This is a genomic window from Streptomyces sp. SCL15-4, from assembly GCF_033366695.1.
GTDB lineage: Bacteria > Actinomycetota > Actinomycetes > Streptomycetales > Streptomycetaceae > Streptomyces.
In genome coordinates, this window is sequence record NZ_JAOBTQ010000001.1 from 6210922 (window position 1) to 6226479 (window position 15558).

Below are 15558 nucleotides of genomic sequence, written 5' to 3' on the forward strand. Positions count from 1 at the left end.
CCCGACCACCCCTCCCGGCACAGCAGTACACACTTTCGGGTTCCGTTCGCCGGGCTTTCGGGACACAGGGCTCTCTTGCGGTACAAGCTGGCACTCCACCCACACGCCACCCGCCCGGGCCCGGCAGGCCCGCCCGGCGTTCCCGTGCCCCGCAGGAGAGCCCATGACCGCAGAAGCGGCCCTGAGCGCGCCACCGCTCGCCTCCGGCCCCGGCGGCCCCGAGGCCCTGCGGCCCCTCCTCGCCACCGTGCTCGACGCGCTCGCCGCCGGCGCCGCCGAGCGCGGCGGCCCGCTGCCCGCCGGCGGCCCCGGCGCCGTCACCGCACGCGTCACCGCCGCCCTCGGCGACCCCCTGCCGGACACCGGCGACCCCGACGCCCTGCACACCCTCGTGCGCGCCCTCGCCGCGGGCGCCGCCGACCCCGCCGACCCGCTGTGCGCCGCCCACCTGCACTGCCCGCCGCTCGCCGTCGCCACCGCCGCCGACCTCGCCGCCAGCGCCCTCAACCCCTCCCTGGACTCCTGGGACCAGGCCCCGGCCGCCTCCGCGCTGGAAGCCGCGGTCACCCGCGCCCTCGCCCGCGCGGCCGGCCTCGCCGACGCCCTCGTCACCACCGGCGGCACCGAGTCCAACCAACTCGCCCTGCTGCTCGCCCGCGAGGCGCACGGCAGCGCGCTACGCCTCGTCTGCTGCGCCGGCGCCCACCACTCGCTGCCCCGCGCCGCCTGGCTGCTCGGCCTGCCCGCCCCGGTCGTCCTCCCCGCACCCCGCGGCATCCTCGACCCGGCCGCCCTCGCCGAAACCCTCACCGCGCTCCCCGGTCCGCTGCTGGTCGCCGCCACCGCCGGCACCACCGACGCCGGCCTCGTCGACCCGCTGCCCGAGATCGCCGCCCTGTGCGCCGCCCACGGCGCCCGCCTGCACATCGACGCGGCCTACGGCGGCGGCCTGCTCTTCAGCGACCGGCACCGCGGCCTCCTCACCGGACTCGACGCCGCCGACACCGTCACCCTCGACCTGCACAAACTCGGCTGGCAACCGGCCGCCGCCGGCCTCCTCGCCCTCGCCCGCCCCGACGAACTCGCCACCCTCCACCAGCGCGCGGACTATCTGAACGCCGCCGACGACACCGACGCCGGACTCCCCGACCTGCTCGGCCGCTCCCCGCGCACCACCCGCCGCCCCGACATCCTGAAGATCGCCGTCACCCTGCGGACCCTGGGCCGCGCCGGCCTCGGCGCCCTGACCGACCAGGTCTGCGCCCGCGCCCGCGAACTCGCCGGCCTGATCGACACCCACCCCGGCTTCGAGCTGTACGGCCACCCCGTCATCAGCACCGTCCTGTTCCGCCCCGCCGAAGCCACCGACGACGCCGTGGCCGCCGTCCGCCGCAGCCTCCTGCACGAAGGCCGGGCCGTGCTCGGCCGGGCCCGGCTCGCCGGCCGGCTCTGGCTCAAGGCCACCGTCCTCAACCCCCGGACCCGGCCGGACGACCTGGCCCGCCTGCTCGCACTCGTCGAAGGAAGCACCCCCGGATGACCCACCCCCCACGCCACGCGCCGGCCTCCCCACGCGACCTCGTCGGCATCGGCATCGGCCCCTGCAACCTCTCCCTCGCCGCCCTCGCCCACCCGCTCGCCGAACTCGACGCCGTCTTCTACGAACAACGCCCCGGATTCGACTGGCACCCCGGACTGCTCATCGAGGGCGCCACCCTCCAGGTGCCGTTCCTCGCCGACCTCGTCACCCTCGCCGACCCCACCAGCCCCTGGAGCTTCCTCAGCTACCTCAGGAACCGCGAACGCCTCTTCCCGTTCTACTTCGCCGAGCACTTCCACATCCAGCGCGCCGAGTACGACGCCTACTGCCGCTGGGTCGCCCAGCAACTCCCCGGCCTGCGCTTCGGCCACCAGGTCGACGCCGTCCGCTGGAACCCCGAACGGGACGTCTTCGAAGTCGACTTCACCCAGCTCGGCACCGACGGCGAGGCCGAGGCCCTGGGCCGCACCTACACCCGCAACATCGTCCTCGGCATCGGCACCGCCCCCTACGTCCCCGACCCCCTCCAGCCCCTGGTGGAAACCCCCGGCGTGCCCGTCCTGCACGCCGCCGACTACCTCGACCACCGCGACACCGTCCTCGCCGCCGGACACGTCACCGTCGTCGGCTCCGGACAGTCCGGCGCCGAGGTCTTCCTCGACCTCCTGCGGCACCGCCCGGCCGGCCGGGAGGGACTGCACTGGATCGGCCGTACCGAGGCGTTCGCCCCCATGGAGTACTCCAAACTCGGGCTGGAACACTTCACACCCGACTACACCCGCTACTTCCACGCACTCGCCGAACCCGTCCGCGACCGCCTCGTCACCGCCCAGTGGCAGCTGTACAAGGGCATCGACGCCGGCACCCTCGCCGCCATCCACGACGAGCTGTACCGGCGCACCCTGCGCGGCGGCTGGCCCGACGCCGTCCTCACCCCCGGCGTCCGCGTCCGCACCGCCGGCCGCATCGCCACCACCAGGATCGAACTGCACCTGGAACACCTCCAGCAGGGCAGCCGCTGCCGGCTCGCCACCGACGCCGTCGTCCTCGCCACCGGCTACCGCGAACGCCCCCTCGGCCGCCTCCTCGCCGGACTCGATCCCTACGTCCGCCGCGACAGCAGCGAACGCCCGCGCGTCGACGAGGAGTTCCGCCTCGTCCTGGACCCCTCGGTCACCGGATCGGTCTACGTCCAGAACGCCGAACTGCACACCCACGGCGTCGGCGCCCCCGACCTCGGCCTCGCCGCCTGGCGCAGCGCCACCATCCTCAACTCGCTCACCGGAAAGGAGACCTATCCCCTCCCCACCCGAACCGCCTTCACCTCCTTCGGACTCGAAGACCCGGCGGACCGGGTGCCACAGGCCAGGCAACCGGGGCGGCTCACGCCACTCGTCGACGGGCCGTGACCGGCCGGACCGGAACAAGCACCCGCGCGACGGCGTTGGTGCCGGTCATGACCACGACCTGGATCGCCGCGCACCGCGCCCCCGTCATCGGCCCCGACGAGACCATCCGCATCTTCGAACCACGCGGCTTCACCGACCAGACCCTCAGGCAGTCCCTGCGCCTGGCCGGAGGAGGTGAGGCAGTACGGATCACCCTCAGCAACCGCTACGGCAACGAGCCCGTCGAGATCGGCGGAGCACACCTCGCCACCCGCACCACCGGCCACGGCATCGACCCCGCCACCGGTGTCACCCTCACCTTCGACGGCGCCCCGGCCGTCAAGATCCCGGCCGGCGGAGAACTCGTCAGCGACCCCGTCGAGCGCCTCGTCACCGCCGGGCAGGAACTCACCGTCACCCTCTACCTGCCCGGCGACACCGGCCTGACCACCTACTCACTGGTGCCCTACGACACCGGCCACGCCGCCCCCGGCGACCAGCTCACCGCCGAGCGCCTGCGGGACGCCGAGGAGGTGCCCACCGGCCACTTCGGCATCGGCGCCGACGTCCGCGCCCCCGAGGGCACCCGGATCGCCGTCGCCTTCGGCGACTCCTGGATCGAGGGCATGGCCACCACACCCGGCCTCGACAACAGCTTCCCGGCCCAGCTCGGCCGCCGCCTCACCCGGGGCTGGATCGTCCGCCAGGGCATCTCCGGCAACCGGCTGCTCACCGACGAGGTCGGCACACACCTGCTCGCCCGCGTCGACCGCGACGTCCTCGCCGTCCCCGGCGTCAGCCACGTCCTGATCCACATCGGCCTCAACGACCTCGGCGTACCCGGCCAGCGCGCCTACCCCGAACCGGCCGCCATCCCCACCGCCGCCGACCTCGTCACCGGACTCACCACGCTCGCCGAACGCCTGCGCGCCGCCGGCCTCACCGCCCTCGCCTCCACCATCGGCCCGTACCGGGGCACGGTCTACGAGGGCTACGACACCGAAGCCGGCCAGGCCGTACGACGCGAGGTCAACGCCTGGCTGCGCGGCGGCACCCACCCCTTCCACGCGGTCGTGGACGTCGCCGCCGCCGTCGCCGACCCGGCCGCACCCGAGCGCATCCGCCCGGAGTTCGACAGCGGCGACGGCCTGCACGTCAACGACGCCGGCGCCAAGGCCATCGCCGACGCCGTCGACCTGTCCCTGCTGGACCTGTAGATGGAGGACGCCTAGAACACCGGCGTGCCGCCGCGCACCAGCCGCCAGTCCGCCGACGCGAAGTCCTTCGGGTCCAGCACGCCCTTCGCGGTCACCCACTCCGCGATCCGGGTGCGGATCTCCGTCGACTCCGCCCACAGCTCCTTGGCCGTGGCGACATGCGGGAAGGCACCGCCGCCATTGGCGCGGTAGTTGTTCACCGCGAGCACGAACTGCCGGTCGTCGTCCAGCGCGGCCCCCTGGAAGGTCAGGTTCCTGATCCGCGAACCGGCCGGCTGGGCGATGTCGATGTCGTACGACAGACCCGACACATAGTCGTAGTTGTAGTCCGGACGCCCGCCGGCGTTGGTCAGCTTCTCCACGTCGACCGCGGCACCGGGGGCCGTCTGGACGTAGTACTCCGCCGAGTACTCCAGGTACGCGCGGACCTGGGCACCCGTCAGCAACTTGGCGACCAGCGTGTTGTCGTAGACGTACAGGCTCGACAGGTCCCGGATCGTCACATCGCCGGCCGGGATCTGCGAGGTCCGGGAGAACGGCGAGGCCTGGGCGATCACCGGCAGCGAGGCGTACTCGGTGCCGGCCAGCGCCGCCTTGACCACGTCCTCCTGGACCTTGGTGATCAGGTCGATGATCGGGGCGTCCTTGTAGCGGGCCTCGACCGTCGTCAGCGTGGCGGTCGCACGGCCGACGACCTGGTTGACGTACGCGACGACCTTCTTGTGCTGGTCGGCGAGCAGCCGGGTGATCTCCGGGTCGTCGGCGACGGTGGCGGAGTCGCGCAGGGACGCGGAGACCGACTCGACCTCCCAGCGGCCCTTGCGGAACACCAGCTCGATGTCGAAGAGAGTGAGCCGCTCGGCGTAGCACAGCGGCTCGGACAGGACGACGGTCCTGCCGGTCTTCTCGTTGACGACCTTCAGCTCCGGGATCTCCACGTGCGCGTGACCCACCAGGATCGCGTCGATCCCCGGAACCTTCCGGGCCACCTCGGCCGCCGCGTTCTCCAGGTACGGCACCTGGTCCCCGTACGAGGAGGTGCCCGAGGTGCCCGAGTGCGCCGAGACCACGACCACGTCGGCGCCCATGGACCTCAGCTTCGGCACCCACTTCGCGGCCTGCTCCTCCAGCCCCGGGAACGCCAGCTTCCCCTGGACGTAGGCCTTGTCCCAGATCGCGATCCCCGGATTGGTCAGGCCCAGGACGGCGACCTTGACCGGCTTGGCACCGGGCACGTGGAAGGTCTTCATGAAGTACGGCGGGAAGGCCGGCCGCAGCGTCCTCGCGTCCACCGCGTTGGCGCCGAGCAGCGGGAAGTCCAGCTGGTCCTCGAACTTCCGCAGCGTCTCGATGCCGTAGTTGAACTCGTGGTTGCCGAGGGCCGCCGCGTCGTACCCGATCGCGTTCATCGCCCGCGCCATCGGATGCACCGGGCCGCCCTTGGCGGTGATCGGGTCGACCTTCGCGTAGTAGTAGGTCAGCGGGGTGCCCTGGATGGTGTCACCGGCGTCCAGCAGCAGGGTGTTGCGGCGGCCCTTCTCCGCGCGCACCTGCTTCACCAGGGTGGCGACACGGGCGAGGCCCATCGCGTTGCCCGCCTTGTCGGAGTACTCCGCGTCCTTGAAGTAGTCCCAGTTGAAGACGTGACCGTGCAGGTCGGTGGTGCCCATGACGGTCAGCGAGTGCCGCTTCTCGGGGTGTCCGGGGCGGCCGGGGCCGTGCTCCTGCGCCGCCTCGGCCGCCGGGGCCGCCGCCGCACCGGCGATCGCCACTCCCGCTCCGGTGGCGGCGGACTTCTTCAGGAACTTCCGGCGGTTCAACGGCATTTCTCGGTCTCCTCGGCGATGTGGACAACGCGCGTAGATTCTGACCTGAGCATGACTTGCGGCAACAGGTCCGGAAGGTTGCGATCTGGTGACCTGTTCACCGGCCACGCTCATCGGAGCGGCCTCCCGCACAGTTAAACCCTTGTCAAAAACCCTTCGCCCAAAGTCTGTTGAGTAGTCACACGCCGCCAATTCTCTACCCGCCGGTAAGCCCTAGGCTCGACTCATGCGCCGAGCGAAGATCGTCTGTACATTGGGGCCCGCCACCGACTCGTACGACCAGATCAAGGCACTGGTCGAGGCCGGAATGGACGTCGCCCGGTTCAACCTCAGCCACGGCACGCACGCCGAACACGAGGAGCGCTACCGGCGGGTGCGCAAGGCGGCCGACGAAACCGGCCGCAGCGTCGGCATCCTCGCCGACCTTCAGGGCCCGAAGATCCGGCTCGGCCGCTTCGCCGAAGGACCGGTACTCCTTGAACGCGGCGACGCCTTCACCATCACCGTCGAGGACGGCGTCGAAGGCGACCGCCACCGGTGCGGCACCACCTACGCCGGCCTCGCCGCCGACGTCACCCCCGGCGAACGCGTCCTCGTCGACGACGGCAAGGTCTGCCTGGAGGTCACCGAGGTCGACGGCCCCCGCGTACACACCCGCGTGATCGAAGGCGGCGTCGTCTCCGACCACAAGGGACTGAACCTCCCCGGCGTGGCCGTCTCCGTCCCCGCCCTGTCCAAGAAGGACGAGGACGATCTGCGCTGGGCGCTGCGCACCGGCTTCGACGTGGTCGCCCTCTCCTTCGTCCGCAGCGGCGACGACGCCCGCGACGTGCACCGGATCATGGCCGAGGAAGGCCGCCGGCTCCCGGTCATCGCCAAGATCGAGAAGCCGCAGGCCGTGCGGAACCTCGACGGCATCGTGGCCGCCTTCGACGGGCTGATGGTCGCGCGCGGCGACCTCGGCGTGGAGATGCCGCTGGAGCAGGTACCGATGGTGCAGAAGCGCGCCATCACGCTCGCCCGGCGCAACGCCAAACCGGTCATCGTCGCCACCCAGATGCTGGAGTCGATGATCGAGAACTCCCGGCCCACCCGCGCCGAGGCCTCCGACGTGGCCAACGCGGTCCTGGACGGCACGGACGCGGTGATGCTCTCCGGCGAGACCAGCGTCGGCAAGTACCCGATCGAGACCGTGCGCACCATGGCGAAGATCGTCACGGCGGCCGAGGAGGACATGCTGGCCAAGGGGCTGCCGCCGCTCGCCGAACGGAGCAAGCCGCGCACCCAGGGCGGCGCGGTCGCCCGGGCCGCCGCCGACATGGGCGACTTCCTCGGCGCGAGGTTCCTGGTCGCGTTCACCCAGTCCGGGGACACCGCCCGCCGGCTCTCCCGCTACCGCTCGCCGATTCCGCTGCTCGCCTTCACCCCCGAGCCGGCCACCCGCTCCCAGCTCAGCCTGACCTGGGGCGCCGAGACCTTCCTCGGCCCGCACGTGGACTCCACGGACGCCATGGTCGACCAGGTCGACGAGCTGCTGCTGAAGTACGGCCGCTGCCGGAAGGGCGACGTCGTCGTGATCACCGCCGGCTCCCCGCCCGGCGTCTCCGGCTCGACCAACATGGTCCGGGTCCACCACATCGGCGAGGACGACAGCCCGAAGTGACGCCCGGGGCCCCTGCTCAGTGCCTGGGGCCCACGTGGGTGTCCATGAGGGCCGCGGAGGCCCTGCGGGCGACGGAGACGCTGAACGGGTCGTCGCCCCGGGCCAGGACGGTCCACTCGACGCCGACCAGGGCGAGGGCGTCGGTGAAGAGCCCGCGGATGTCGTCCGACCTGTCGGAGAAGAAGTAGCGCGGATACTCGTACCGCTTGCGCTCCCCGGCGACCGTGCGGGTCGTCCGGTTGGTGACGCGGCAGTCGTCGGAGTGGATGAGACCGCGCATGAAGTCCCGGGGATGGGCAGCTACGACGGCTTGCTGCCAGGGTTCGAGGATGATGGAGCGCTCATGCATCTTGCCCGTGCCATGATCGATGCATGCGGACACTCTGAGTGAGTGATCCCGTCGGCACACGGCAAAAAGCGGAGAATCACGCGAACGTGAGTCTCCGCTTCGGATTGTGCCGGGTGCGGGATTCGAACCCGCAAGCCCTTTCAGGCAGAGGTGTTTGAGACCTCCGTGTATGCCGTTCCACCAACCCGGCAGGCACAGCGGAGAGTGTACCGGGTCATCGTACGCCGCCGCCGCTAGGTAGGCTCTTGAGAAGCAGTACCTGCCTGCCCTGGACCAAGGAGCCTCAGTGACCGCCCCCGAGTCGCCCCAGCCCGTAGACGTGACCGACGACGACAAGTCGCACGTGCCTCCGCTGACGACCCGTGTCGTCATCGCCGAGGACGAGGCCCTGATCCGGCTCGACCTCAAAGAGATGCTGGAGGAGGAGGGGTACACCGTCGTCGGCGAGGCCGGAGACGGTGAGGAGGCCGTCGAGCTGGCCCGCGAGCACAAGCCCGACCTGGTCATCCTCGACGTGAAGATGCCCAAGCTCGACGGCATCTCCGCGGCCGAGAAGATCGCCGAGGAGTCCATCGCGCCCGTCCTGATGCTCACCGCCTTCTCCCAGCGCGACCTGGTCGAGCGCGCCCGGGACGCCGGTGCCATGGCCTACCTGGTCAAGCCCTTCAGCAAGAGCGACGTCGTCCCGGCGATCGAGATGGCCGTCTCGCGGTTCGCGGAGCTGAAGCAGCTGGAGCAGGAGGTCGCCGACCTCAGCCAGCGGCTGGAGACCCGCAAGCTGGTCGACCGGGCGAAGTCCATCCTCCAGACCGAGTACGGCCTGACCGAGCCGGCCGCGTTCCGCTGGATCCAGAAGACCTCCATGGACCGCCGCATGTCGATGCAGCAGGTCGCCGAGGCGGTCATCGCGGACAGCGAGGAGAAGAAGGCGGCCAAGAAGGGCTGAGCGCCCCCGGTACGGCACGGCCCGCGCCCCTGAACAGGCGGCGCGGGCCTCGTCGCGTTGCCCGGGCGGTCGGAAGGGGCGCGGCCTCAGTAGCCGGGGGCCGTGGGCGTCCCCGCGTCCGGGCGTCGCGGGAGGGCCGGGTCAGCTCGCGGTCGGCCCGGCGGAGGGCTCGGGTCAGCTCGCGGTCGGCCCGGCGGAGGGCTCGGGTCAGCCCGCGGTCGGCCCGGCGGAGGGCTCGTCGCCCGGGCGGGCGTCCCGGAGCAGGCAGGTCAGGCGGGCGGAGCAGACCCGGCGGCCCTGCTCGTCGCTGATCACTATCTCGTACGTCGCCGTCGACCGGCCCCGGTGCACCGGCGTCGCCACGCCCGTCACCAGGCCCGAGCGGACCCCGCGGTGATGGGTGCAGTTCAGGTCCACACCGACCGCGATCTTCGAGACGCCTCCGTGCAGCATGGAACCGACCGAGCCCAGGGTCTCCGCCAGCACCGCGGAGGCGCCGCCGTGCAGCAGGCCGTACGGCTGGGTGTTGCCCTCCACCGGCATGGTCCCGACCACCCTGTCCGCCGAGGCCTCCAGGATCTGCACGCCCATGCGCGTGCCCAGATGCCCGGCCGAGAACAGGGCGGGCAGGTCCACACCGAGCGCCGCGTACTCGTCGATGACCTGCTGCGGGAACTTCGCTTGCTGCTGCTCACCCATGGGCCCGGCTCCGTCCGTCGTCCACCACTCTGCTCGCTGAGCGAACGCTCACTCGGCCGCCGATTGTTCCAGACGGTCGTCCGCGTCCCCGGAGCGGGCTTCGAGACGTACGACGACGGACTTGCTGGCCGGGGTGTTGCTGGTGTCGGCGGTGGCGTCCAGCGGCACCAGCACGTTCGTCTCGGGGTAGTACGCCGCCGCGCATCCCCGGGCCGTCGGATACGGCACCACCCGGAAGCCGGGCGCCCGCCGTTCCACTCCGTCCTGCCACTCGCTGACCAGGTCGACATACGTTCCCTCGGCGAACCCGAGCGCACGCGCGTCCTCGGGATGCACCAGCACCACCCGGCGTCCGCCCTTGATGCCCCGGTAACGGTCGTCCAGTCCGTAGATCGTGGTGTTGTACTGGTCGTGCGAGCGCAGGGTCTGCAGCAGCAGCCGGCCCTCGGGCAGCGCCGGGTACTCCACCGGCGCGGCTGTGAAGTTGGCCTTGCCCGTGGCGGTCGGGAAGCGGCGTTCGTCGCGCGGTGCGTGCGGCAGCGCGAAGCCGCCGGGCCGGGCCACGCGCGCGTTGAAGTCCTCGAAACCGGGGATCACGCGCGCGATGCGGTCCCGGATCGCGCCGTAGTCCTCTGCGAACTCCTCCCACGGCACGACACTGCGCTCGCCGAGCACCCGGCGCGCCAGGCCGCAGACGATGGCCGGCTCGGACCTCAGGTGCGGACTGGCGGGGGCCAGGCGCCCGCGTGAGGCGTGCACCATGCCCATGGAGTCCTCGACGGTGACGAATTGCTCGCCGCCGGCCCGCACGTCCCGCTCGGTCCGGCCGAGCGTGGGCAGGATCAGTGCCCGGGCGCCCGTGACCACGTGCGAGCGGTTCAGCTTGGTCGACACGTGCACGGTCAGCCGCGCCCGGCGCATCGCCGCCTCGGTGACGTCGGTGTCGGGGGAGGCGGACACGAAGTTGCCGCCCATGGCGAAGAAGACCTTCGCCGTGCCGTCGCGCAGCGCGCGGATGGCCCGGACGACGTCGAGGCCGTGCTCGCGCGGCGGTGCGAACCCGAACTCCTGCTCCAAAGCGTCCAGGAAGGCGGGAGCGGGCCGTTCGAAGATGCCCATGGTGCGGTCGCCCTGGACGTTGCTGTGTCCGCGCACCGGGCACACGCCCGCGCCCGGGCGGCCGATGTTGCCGCGCAGCAGCAGGAAGTTGACCACTTCCCGGATGGTGGGGACGGAGTGCTTGTGCTGGGTGAGGCCCATGGCCCAGCACACGATCGTCCGCTGGGAGGCCAGGACCATGCCGAGGGCCCGCTCGATCTCCGCGCGGGTGAGGCCGGTAGCGGTCAGCGTCTCGTCCCAGTCGGCGGCGCGCGCGATGGCCGCGAACTCCTCGAAACCGTGGGTGTGCTCGCGGACGAACTCCTCGTCGACCGCGCCCTTCGTCTCCAGGATCAGCTTGTTCAGGAGCCGGAAGAGGGCCTGGTCGCCGCCGATGCGGATCTGCAGGAACAGGTCGGTGAGGGCGGCGCCGCGGAGCATGCCCTGCGGGGTCTGCGGGTTCTTGAAGCGCTCCAGGCCGGCTTCGGGCAGCGGGTTGACGCTGATGATCTTCGCGCCGTTCGCCTTGGCCTTCTCCAGCGCGGAGAGCATGCGCGGGTGGTTCGTGCCCGGGTTCTGGCCCGCCACGATGATCAGATCGGCCTGGTACAGATCTTCCAGCAGGACGCTGCCCTTGCCGATGCCGATGGTCTCGCCGAGTGCCGATCCGGACGACTCGTGGCACATGTTCGAGCAGTCGGGCAGGTTGTTCGTGCCCAGCTCGCGCGCGAAGAGCTGGTACAGGAACGCGGCCTCGTTGCTGGTGCGGCCCGAGGTGTAGAAGACGGCCTCGTTCGGGGAGCCGAGGGCGGTGATCTCCTCGGCGATGATGTCGAAGGCCCGCTCCCAGGAGACCGGCTCGTAGTGCGTGCCGCCCTCGGGGAGGTACACGGGGTGGGTGAGCCGGCCCTGCTGGCCCAGCCAGTAGCCGCTGCGGCCGGACAGGTCGGCGACGGAGTGCGCGGCGAAGAACTCCGGGGTGACCCGGCGCAGCGTGGCCTCCTCGGCGACCGCCTTGGCGCCGTTCTCGCAGAACTCGGCCGCGTGCCGGTGCTCCGGCTCCGGCCAGGCGCAGCCCGGGCAGTCGAAGCCGTCCTTCTGGTTCACGCGCAGCAGCGTGAGAGCGGTGCGCTTCACGCCCATCTGCCGCTGGGCGACGCGCAGGGTGTGCCCGATGGCCGGCAGCCCCGCCGCCGCGTGCTTCGGCTCCGCGACCTGCGGCGCGTCCTGGACCGGATCACCCTTCGGCGGCTTCGTCGCCATCGCGCGCTCCCCTTCGACTGCGTATGAGAAGTACCGCCGACGATCCTCCCACGGGGGACTGACATCGATACCGGCCGGGCGCGCGAAGGCAGTGGCCATTGCTTACGCCCATGTGTGTCTTGCACCGCTCTTTACCGACGGAGCGGTGACGAGCGGCCTGTCTCCTGCGCGCTGGGGCGGTGACCGGTTGGTCGTCGCGTGCGCGCGGTGGTCGGCGACCGGCCGGCCGGCTCCTCTTGTCGGGGCGGTGGCCGGCTGTTTGTCTCGCGGGTGTCGTGGTCGGTGGCCGGCCGCCCGGCTCGTCCTGCCGGGCGGTGCTCGGCCGCTCGTCTTGTGCGTGCCGGGGGCGGCGGCCGGCCGGCCGGTCGGTTCGTCGTTCTGCCAGGACGGTGGCCGGTCGCGCGGCTCGTCCGCCGAGGGGGTGATCGGCCGCTCGTACCCTTCCGGCCGGAGCGGCCGTCGGGCCGCTCAGCGCTGTGGCGCCGGTCCGCTCACCGGCCCGTTCGTCGTGTGCGTGGTCACACCCGTCGCGGGCGGACGGTCCGGGTTGTCGGTGGCTCGTGGCAGGATCGGTGACGTGGCAGAGACAGCACCGAAGCAGACCGACAAGACCCCCGGCGGCACCCGTCCCCGGCTGATGCTCATGGACGGGCACTCGCTGGCCTACCGCGCGTTCTTCGCGCTGCCCGCGGAGAACTTCACGACCGCGACCGGCCAGCCGACGAACGCGATCTACGGCTTCGCGTCGATGCTGGCCAACACCCTGCGTGACGAGGCGCCCACGCACTTCGCGGCGGCCTTCGACGTCTCCCGCAAGACCTGGCGCTCCGAGCGGTTCACGGAGTACAAGGCGAACCGCTCCAAGACCCCGGACGAGTTCAAGGGCCAGGTCGAGCTGATCGGCGAGCTGCTCGACGCGATGCACGCCCCGCGCTTCGCCGTCGAGGGGTACGAGGCGGACGACATCATCGCCACCCTCGCCACGCAGGCCGAGGCCGAGGGCTTCGAGGTGCTGATCGTCACCGGCGACCGCGACTCGTTCCAGCTGGTCACCGAGAACATCACCGTGCTGTACCCGACGAAGGGCGTCTCGGAGCTGACCCGGTTCACTCCGGAGAAGGTTTTCGAGAAGTACGGCTTGACGCCCGCCCAGTATCCGGACTTCGCGGCCCTGCGCGGCGACCCGTCCGACAACCTCCCCGGCATCCCCGGCGTCGGCGAGAAGACCGCCGCGAAGTGGATCAACCAGTTCGGCTCCTTCGCCGAGCTGGTCGAGCGCGTCGAGGAGGTCAAGGGCAAGGCGGGCCAGAACCTCCGGGAGCACCTGGAGTCCGTCAAGCTCAACCGCGTCCTCACCGAGCTGGAGCGGCAGGTCGAGCTGCCCAAGGCGGTCGCCGACCTGGAGCGGACCCCGTACGACCGCAAGGCCGTGTCGATGGTCCTGGACACCCTGGAGATCCGCAACCCGTCGCTGCGCGAGCGCCTCTTCGCCGTCGACCCCGGTACGGAGGAGACCGAGACCGCCCCGGTCACCGCCGACGGCGTCGAGATCGACGGCACGATCCTGCGCACCGGCGAGCTGGCCCCCTGGCTCGCCGAGCACGGCGCCGGGCCGCTGGGCGTCGCCACCGTCGGCACCTGGGCGCTGGGCACCGGCTCGGTCGCCGAGGTCGCGCTGGCCGCGGCCGGGGGAGCGGCGGCCTGGTTCGACCCGGCCGAGCTGGACGAGGCCGACGAGAACGCGTTCGCCGCCTGGCTGGCCGACGCGGAGCGGCCCAAGGTGCTCCACGACGCCAAGGGCGCCATGCGCGTCTTCGCCGAGCACGGCTGGCGCGTCGAGGGCGTCGGCATGGACACCGCGCTCGCCGCGTACCTGGTCAAGCCGGGCCGCCGCTCCTTCGACCTGGACGCGCTGTCCCTGGAGTACCTGCACCGCGAGCTGGCCCCCGCCGCCGCGGCCGAAGGCCAGCTGGCCTTCGGCGCGGACGAGGGCGCCGAGGCGGAGGCGTTGATGATCCAGGCCCGCGCGGTGCTGGACCTCGGCGAGGCGTTCGAGGAACGGCTGGCGGAGGTCGGCGCGGCGGACCTGCTCCGGGACGTGGAGCTGCCCACGTCCGTGCTGCTCGCCCGCATGGAGCGGCACGGCATCGCGGCCGACCGGGCGCACCTGGAAGCGATGGAGCAGATGTTCGCGGGCGCGGTGCAGCAGGCCGTGAAGGAGGCGCACGCGGCGGCCGGCCGCGAGTTCAACCTCGGCTCGCCCAAGCAGCTCCAGGAGGTCCTCTTCGGGGAGCTGGCGCTGCCGAAGACGAAGAAGACCAAGACCGGCTACACCACCGACGCCGACGCCCTGGCCTGGCTCGCCGCCCAGACCGACAACGAACTGCCGGTGATCATGCTCCGCCACCGTGAGCAGGCGAAGCTCCGGGTGACCGTCGAGGGTCTGATCAAGACCATCGCGGGCGACGGCCGTATCCACACCACGTTCAACCAGACGGTGGCCGCGACCGGACGCCTGTCCTCCACGGACCCGAACCTGCAGAACATCCCCGTGCGCACCGACGAGGGCCGGGCGATCCGCCGGGGCTTCGTGGTCGGCGAGGGCTTCGAGTCGCTGATGACCGCGGACTACAGCCAGATCGAGCTGCGCGTGATGGCCCACCTGTCCGAGGACGAGGGCCTGATCCGGGCGTTCACCTCCGGTGAGGACCTGCACACCACGGCCGCGTCCCAGGTGTTCGGGGTCGAGCCGGGTGCGGTGGACGCGGAGATGCGCCGCAAGATCAAGGCGATGTCGTACGGCCTCGCCTACGGCCTGTCCGCGTTCGGCCTCTCCCAGCAGCTGAACATCGACGCGGGTGAGGCCCGCGCCCTGATGGACGCCTACTTCGAACGGTTCGGCGGGGTGCGGGACTATCTGCGCCGTGCGGTCGACGAGGCGCGCGCCACGGGCTACACGGCGACGCTGTTCGGCCGCCGCCGCTATCTGCCGGATCTCAACAGCGACAACCGCCAGCGCCGCGAGGCGGCCGAGCGCATGGCCCTCAACGCGCCCATCCAGGGCACGGCGGCGGACATCGTGAAGATCGCCATGCTGAAGGTGGACGGCGCGCTGCGGGCGGCGGACCTGAAATCCCGCATGCTGCTCCAGGTCCACGACGAAATCGTCCTGGAGATCGCCCCCGGCGAACGAGCGGCCGTGGAGGCGCTCGTGCGCCGCGAGATGGCGAACGCCGTCGACCTGAGGGCTCCGCTGGACGTGTCGGTCGGCGTCGGCCCGGACTGGGAATCAGCGGCCCACTGATCGGCAGGCGGCGGAGAACCGGCTCATGGGCGGGGCACCGGCACTTTGGTCCGGGCCACCTCTCCGCCGCCGCACCGCACCCAGCTCAGGGTGTTGCCGAAGGGCCAGCGCGTTGCGGAGCAACGCGCTGGCAACGCACCGGCCGCCGAGCCCGTGACCGGCCGGGATCACGGCGCGAGCGGCGGCACCTCCCGTGCAACAGACGGTCTTCGCTGCCGCGCTTCCGGATCCCGGACCGCAACACCCTCGCCTTCATCCATTCTGG

9 protein-coding genes, 1 tRNA gene and 1 pseudogene are annotated in these 15558 nt (G+C 71.7%); 6 read left to right on the top strand and 5 right to left on the bottom strand.

The window, feature by feature from the left end:
- Positions 1-163 precede the first annotated feature (163 nt).
- Genes SCK26_RS27850 through SCK26_RS27860 form a run of 3 tightly spaced genes read left to right on the top strand, consistent with a single transcriptional unit; the run spans position 164 to position 4145 of the window.
- Complete coding sequence (locus SCK26_RS27850) at positions 164-1540, top strand: pyridoxal phosphate-dependent decarboxylase family protein (RefSeq protein WP_318204080.1); 1377 nt, start codon at positions 164-166, stop codon at positions 1538-1540.
- Positions 1537-2949 carry a lysine N(6)-hydroxylase/L-ornithine N(5)-oxygenase family protein gene (locus SCK26_RS27855; protein ID WP_318204081.1) on the top strand — a complete coding sequence of 471 codons (1413 nt, stop codon included), beginning with the start codon at positions 1537-1539 and terminating at the stop codon, positions 2947-2949. Before SCK26_RS27850 ends, SCK26_RS27855 begins: the two co-directional genes overlap by 4 nt.
- A 47-nt stretch (positions 2950-2996) precedes the next feature.
- Positions 2997-4145 (top strand): GDSL-type esterase/lipase family protein, encoded by a 1149-nt coding sequence (locus SCK26_RS27860; RefSeq protein WP_318204082.1) that lies wholly within the window; start codon positions 2997-2999, stop codon positions 4143-4145.
- 11 nt (positions 4146-4156) lie between these two features.
- Here SCK26_RS27860 and SCK26_RS27865 read toward each other — a convergent pair whose 3' ends face one another.
- Positions 4157-5971: a bifunctional metallophosphatase/5'-nucleotidase gene (locus tag SCK26_RS27865; RefSeq protein WP_318204083.1), complete on the bottom strand. Its 1815-nt coding sequence runs from the start codon at positions 5969-5971 to the stop codon at positions 4157-4159.
- A 226-nt stretch (positions 5972-6197) separates the two neighbouring features.
- On the opposite strand from SCK26_RS27865, the gene pyk reads away from it, so the two are divergent.
- Positions 6198-7634 (top strand): pyruvate kinase, encoded by a 1437-nt coding sequence (gene pyk / locus SCK26_RS27870; RefSeq protein WP_318204084.1) that lies wholly within the window; start codon positions 6198-6200, stop codon positions 7632-7634.
- A gap of 16 nt (positions 7635-7650) precedes the next feature.
- On the opposite strand, the pseudogene SCK26_RS27875 reads toward pyk, so the two are convergent.
- Positions 7651-7998, bottom strand: a pseudogene (locus SCK26_RS27875) (hypothetical protein); the annotation flags it as partial.
- Positions 7999-8090: 92 nt separating this feature from the next.
- Positions 8091-8173, bottom strand: a tRNA-Leu gene (locus tag SCK26_RS27880).
- Between the two features lie 96 nt (positions 8174-8269).
- On the opposite strand from SCK26_RS27880, the gene SCK26_RS27885 reads away from it, so the two are divergent.
- Positions 8270-8929 carry an ANTAR domain-containing response regulator gene (locus tag SCK26_RS27885; RefSeq protein ID WP_318204085.1) on the top strand — a complete coding sequence of 220 codons (660 nt, stop codon included), beginning with the start codon at positions 8270-8272 and terminating at the stop codon, positions 8927-8929.
- 207 nt (positions 8930-9136) lie between these two features.
- Here SCK26_RS27885 and SCK26_RS27890 read toward each other — a convergent pair whose 3' ends face one another.
- Both SCK26_RS27890 and SCK26_RS27895 read right to left on the bottom strand, forming a co-directional pair.
- The gene (locus SCK26_RS27890) at positions 9137-9628 is read right to left on the bottom strand and encodes a hotdog fold thioesterase (protein WP_318204086.1); all 492 of its coding nucleotides are present in this window, start codon (positions 9626-9628) and stop codon (positions 9137-9139) included.
- Positions 9629-9676: 48 nt separating this feature from the next.
- Complete coding sequence (locus SCK26_RS27895; RefSeq protein ID WP_318204087.1) at positions 9677-11989, bottom strand: FdhF/YdeP family oxidoreductase; 2313 nt, start codon at positions 11987-11989, stop codon at positions 9677-9679.
- Between the two features lie 577 nt (positions 11990-12566).
- Here SCK26_RS27895 and polA point away from each other — a divergent pair.
- On the top strand, positions 12567-15293 hold the full coding sequence (gene polA, locus SCK26_RS27900) for a DNA polymerase I (protein ID WP_318204088.1): 2727 nt from the start codon (positions 12567-12569) through the stop codon (positions 15291-15293).
- Positions 15294-15558: the final 265 nt, after the last annotated feature.

Coding starts and splice junctions, on each gene's coding strand:
- SCK26_RS27850 (WP_318204080.1), top strand. CDS start 164: ATGACCGCAGAAGCGGCCCTGAGCGCGCCACCGCTCGCCTCCGGCCCC.
- SCK26_RS27855 (WP_318204081.1), top strand. CDS start 1,537: ATGACCCACCCCCCACGCCACGCGCCGGCCTCCCCACGCGACCTCGTC.
- SCK26_RS27860 (WP_318204082.1), top strand. CDS start 2,997: ATGACCACGACCTGGATCGCCGCGCACCGCGCCCCCGTCATCGGCCCC.
- SCK26_RS27865 (WP_318204083.1), bottom strand. CDS start 5,971: ATGCCGTTGAACCGCCGGAAGTTCCTGAAGAAGTCCGCCGCCACCGGA.
- pyk (WP_318204084.1), top strand. CDS start 6,198: ATGCGCCGAGCGAAGATCGTCTGTACATTGGGGCCCGCCACCGACTCG.
- SCK26_RS27890 (WP_318204086.1), bottom strand. CDS start 9,628: ATGGGTGAGCAGCAGCAAGCGAAGTTCCCGCAGCAGGTCATCGACGAG.
- SCK26_RS27895 (WP_318204087.1), bottom strand. CDS start 11,989: ATGGCGACGAAGCCGCCGAAGGGTGATCCGGTCCAGGACGCGCCGCAG.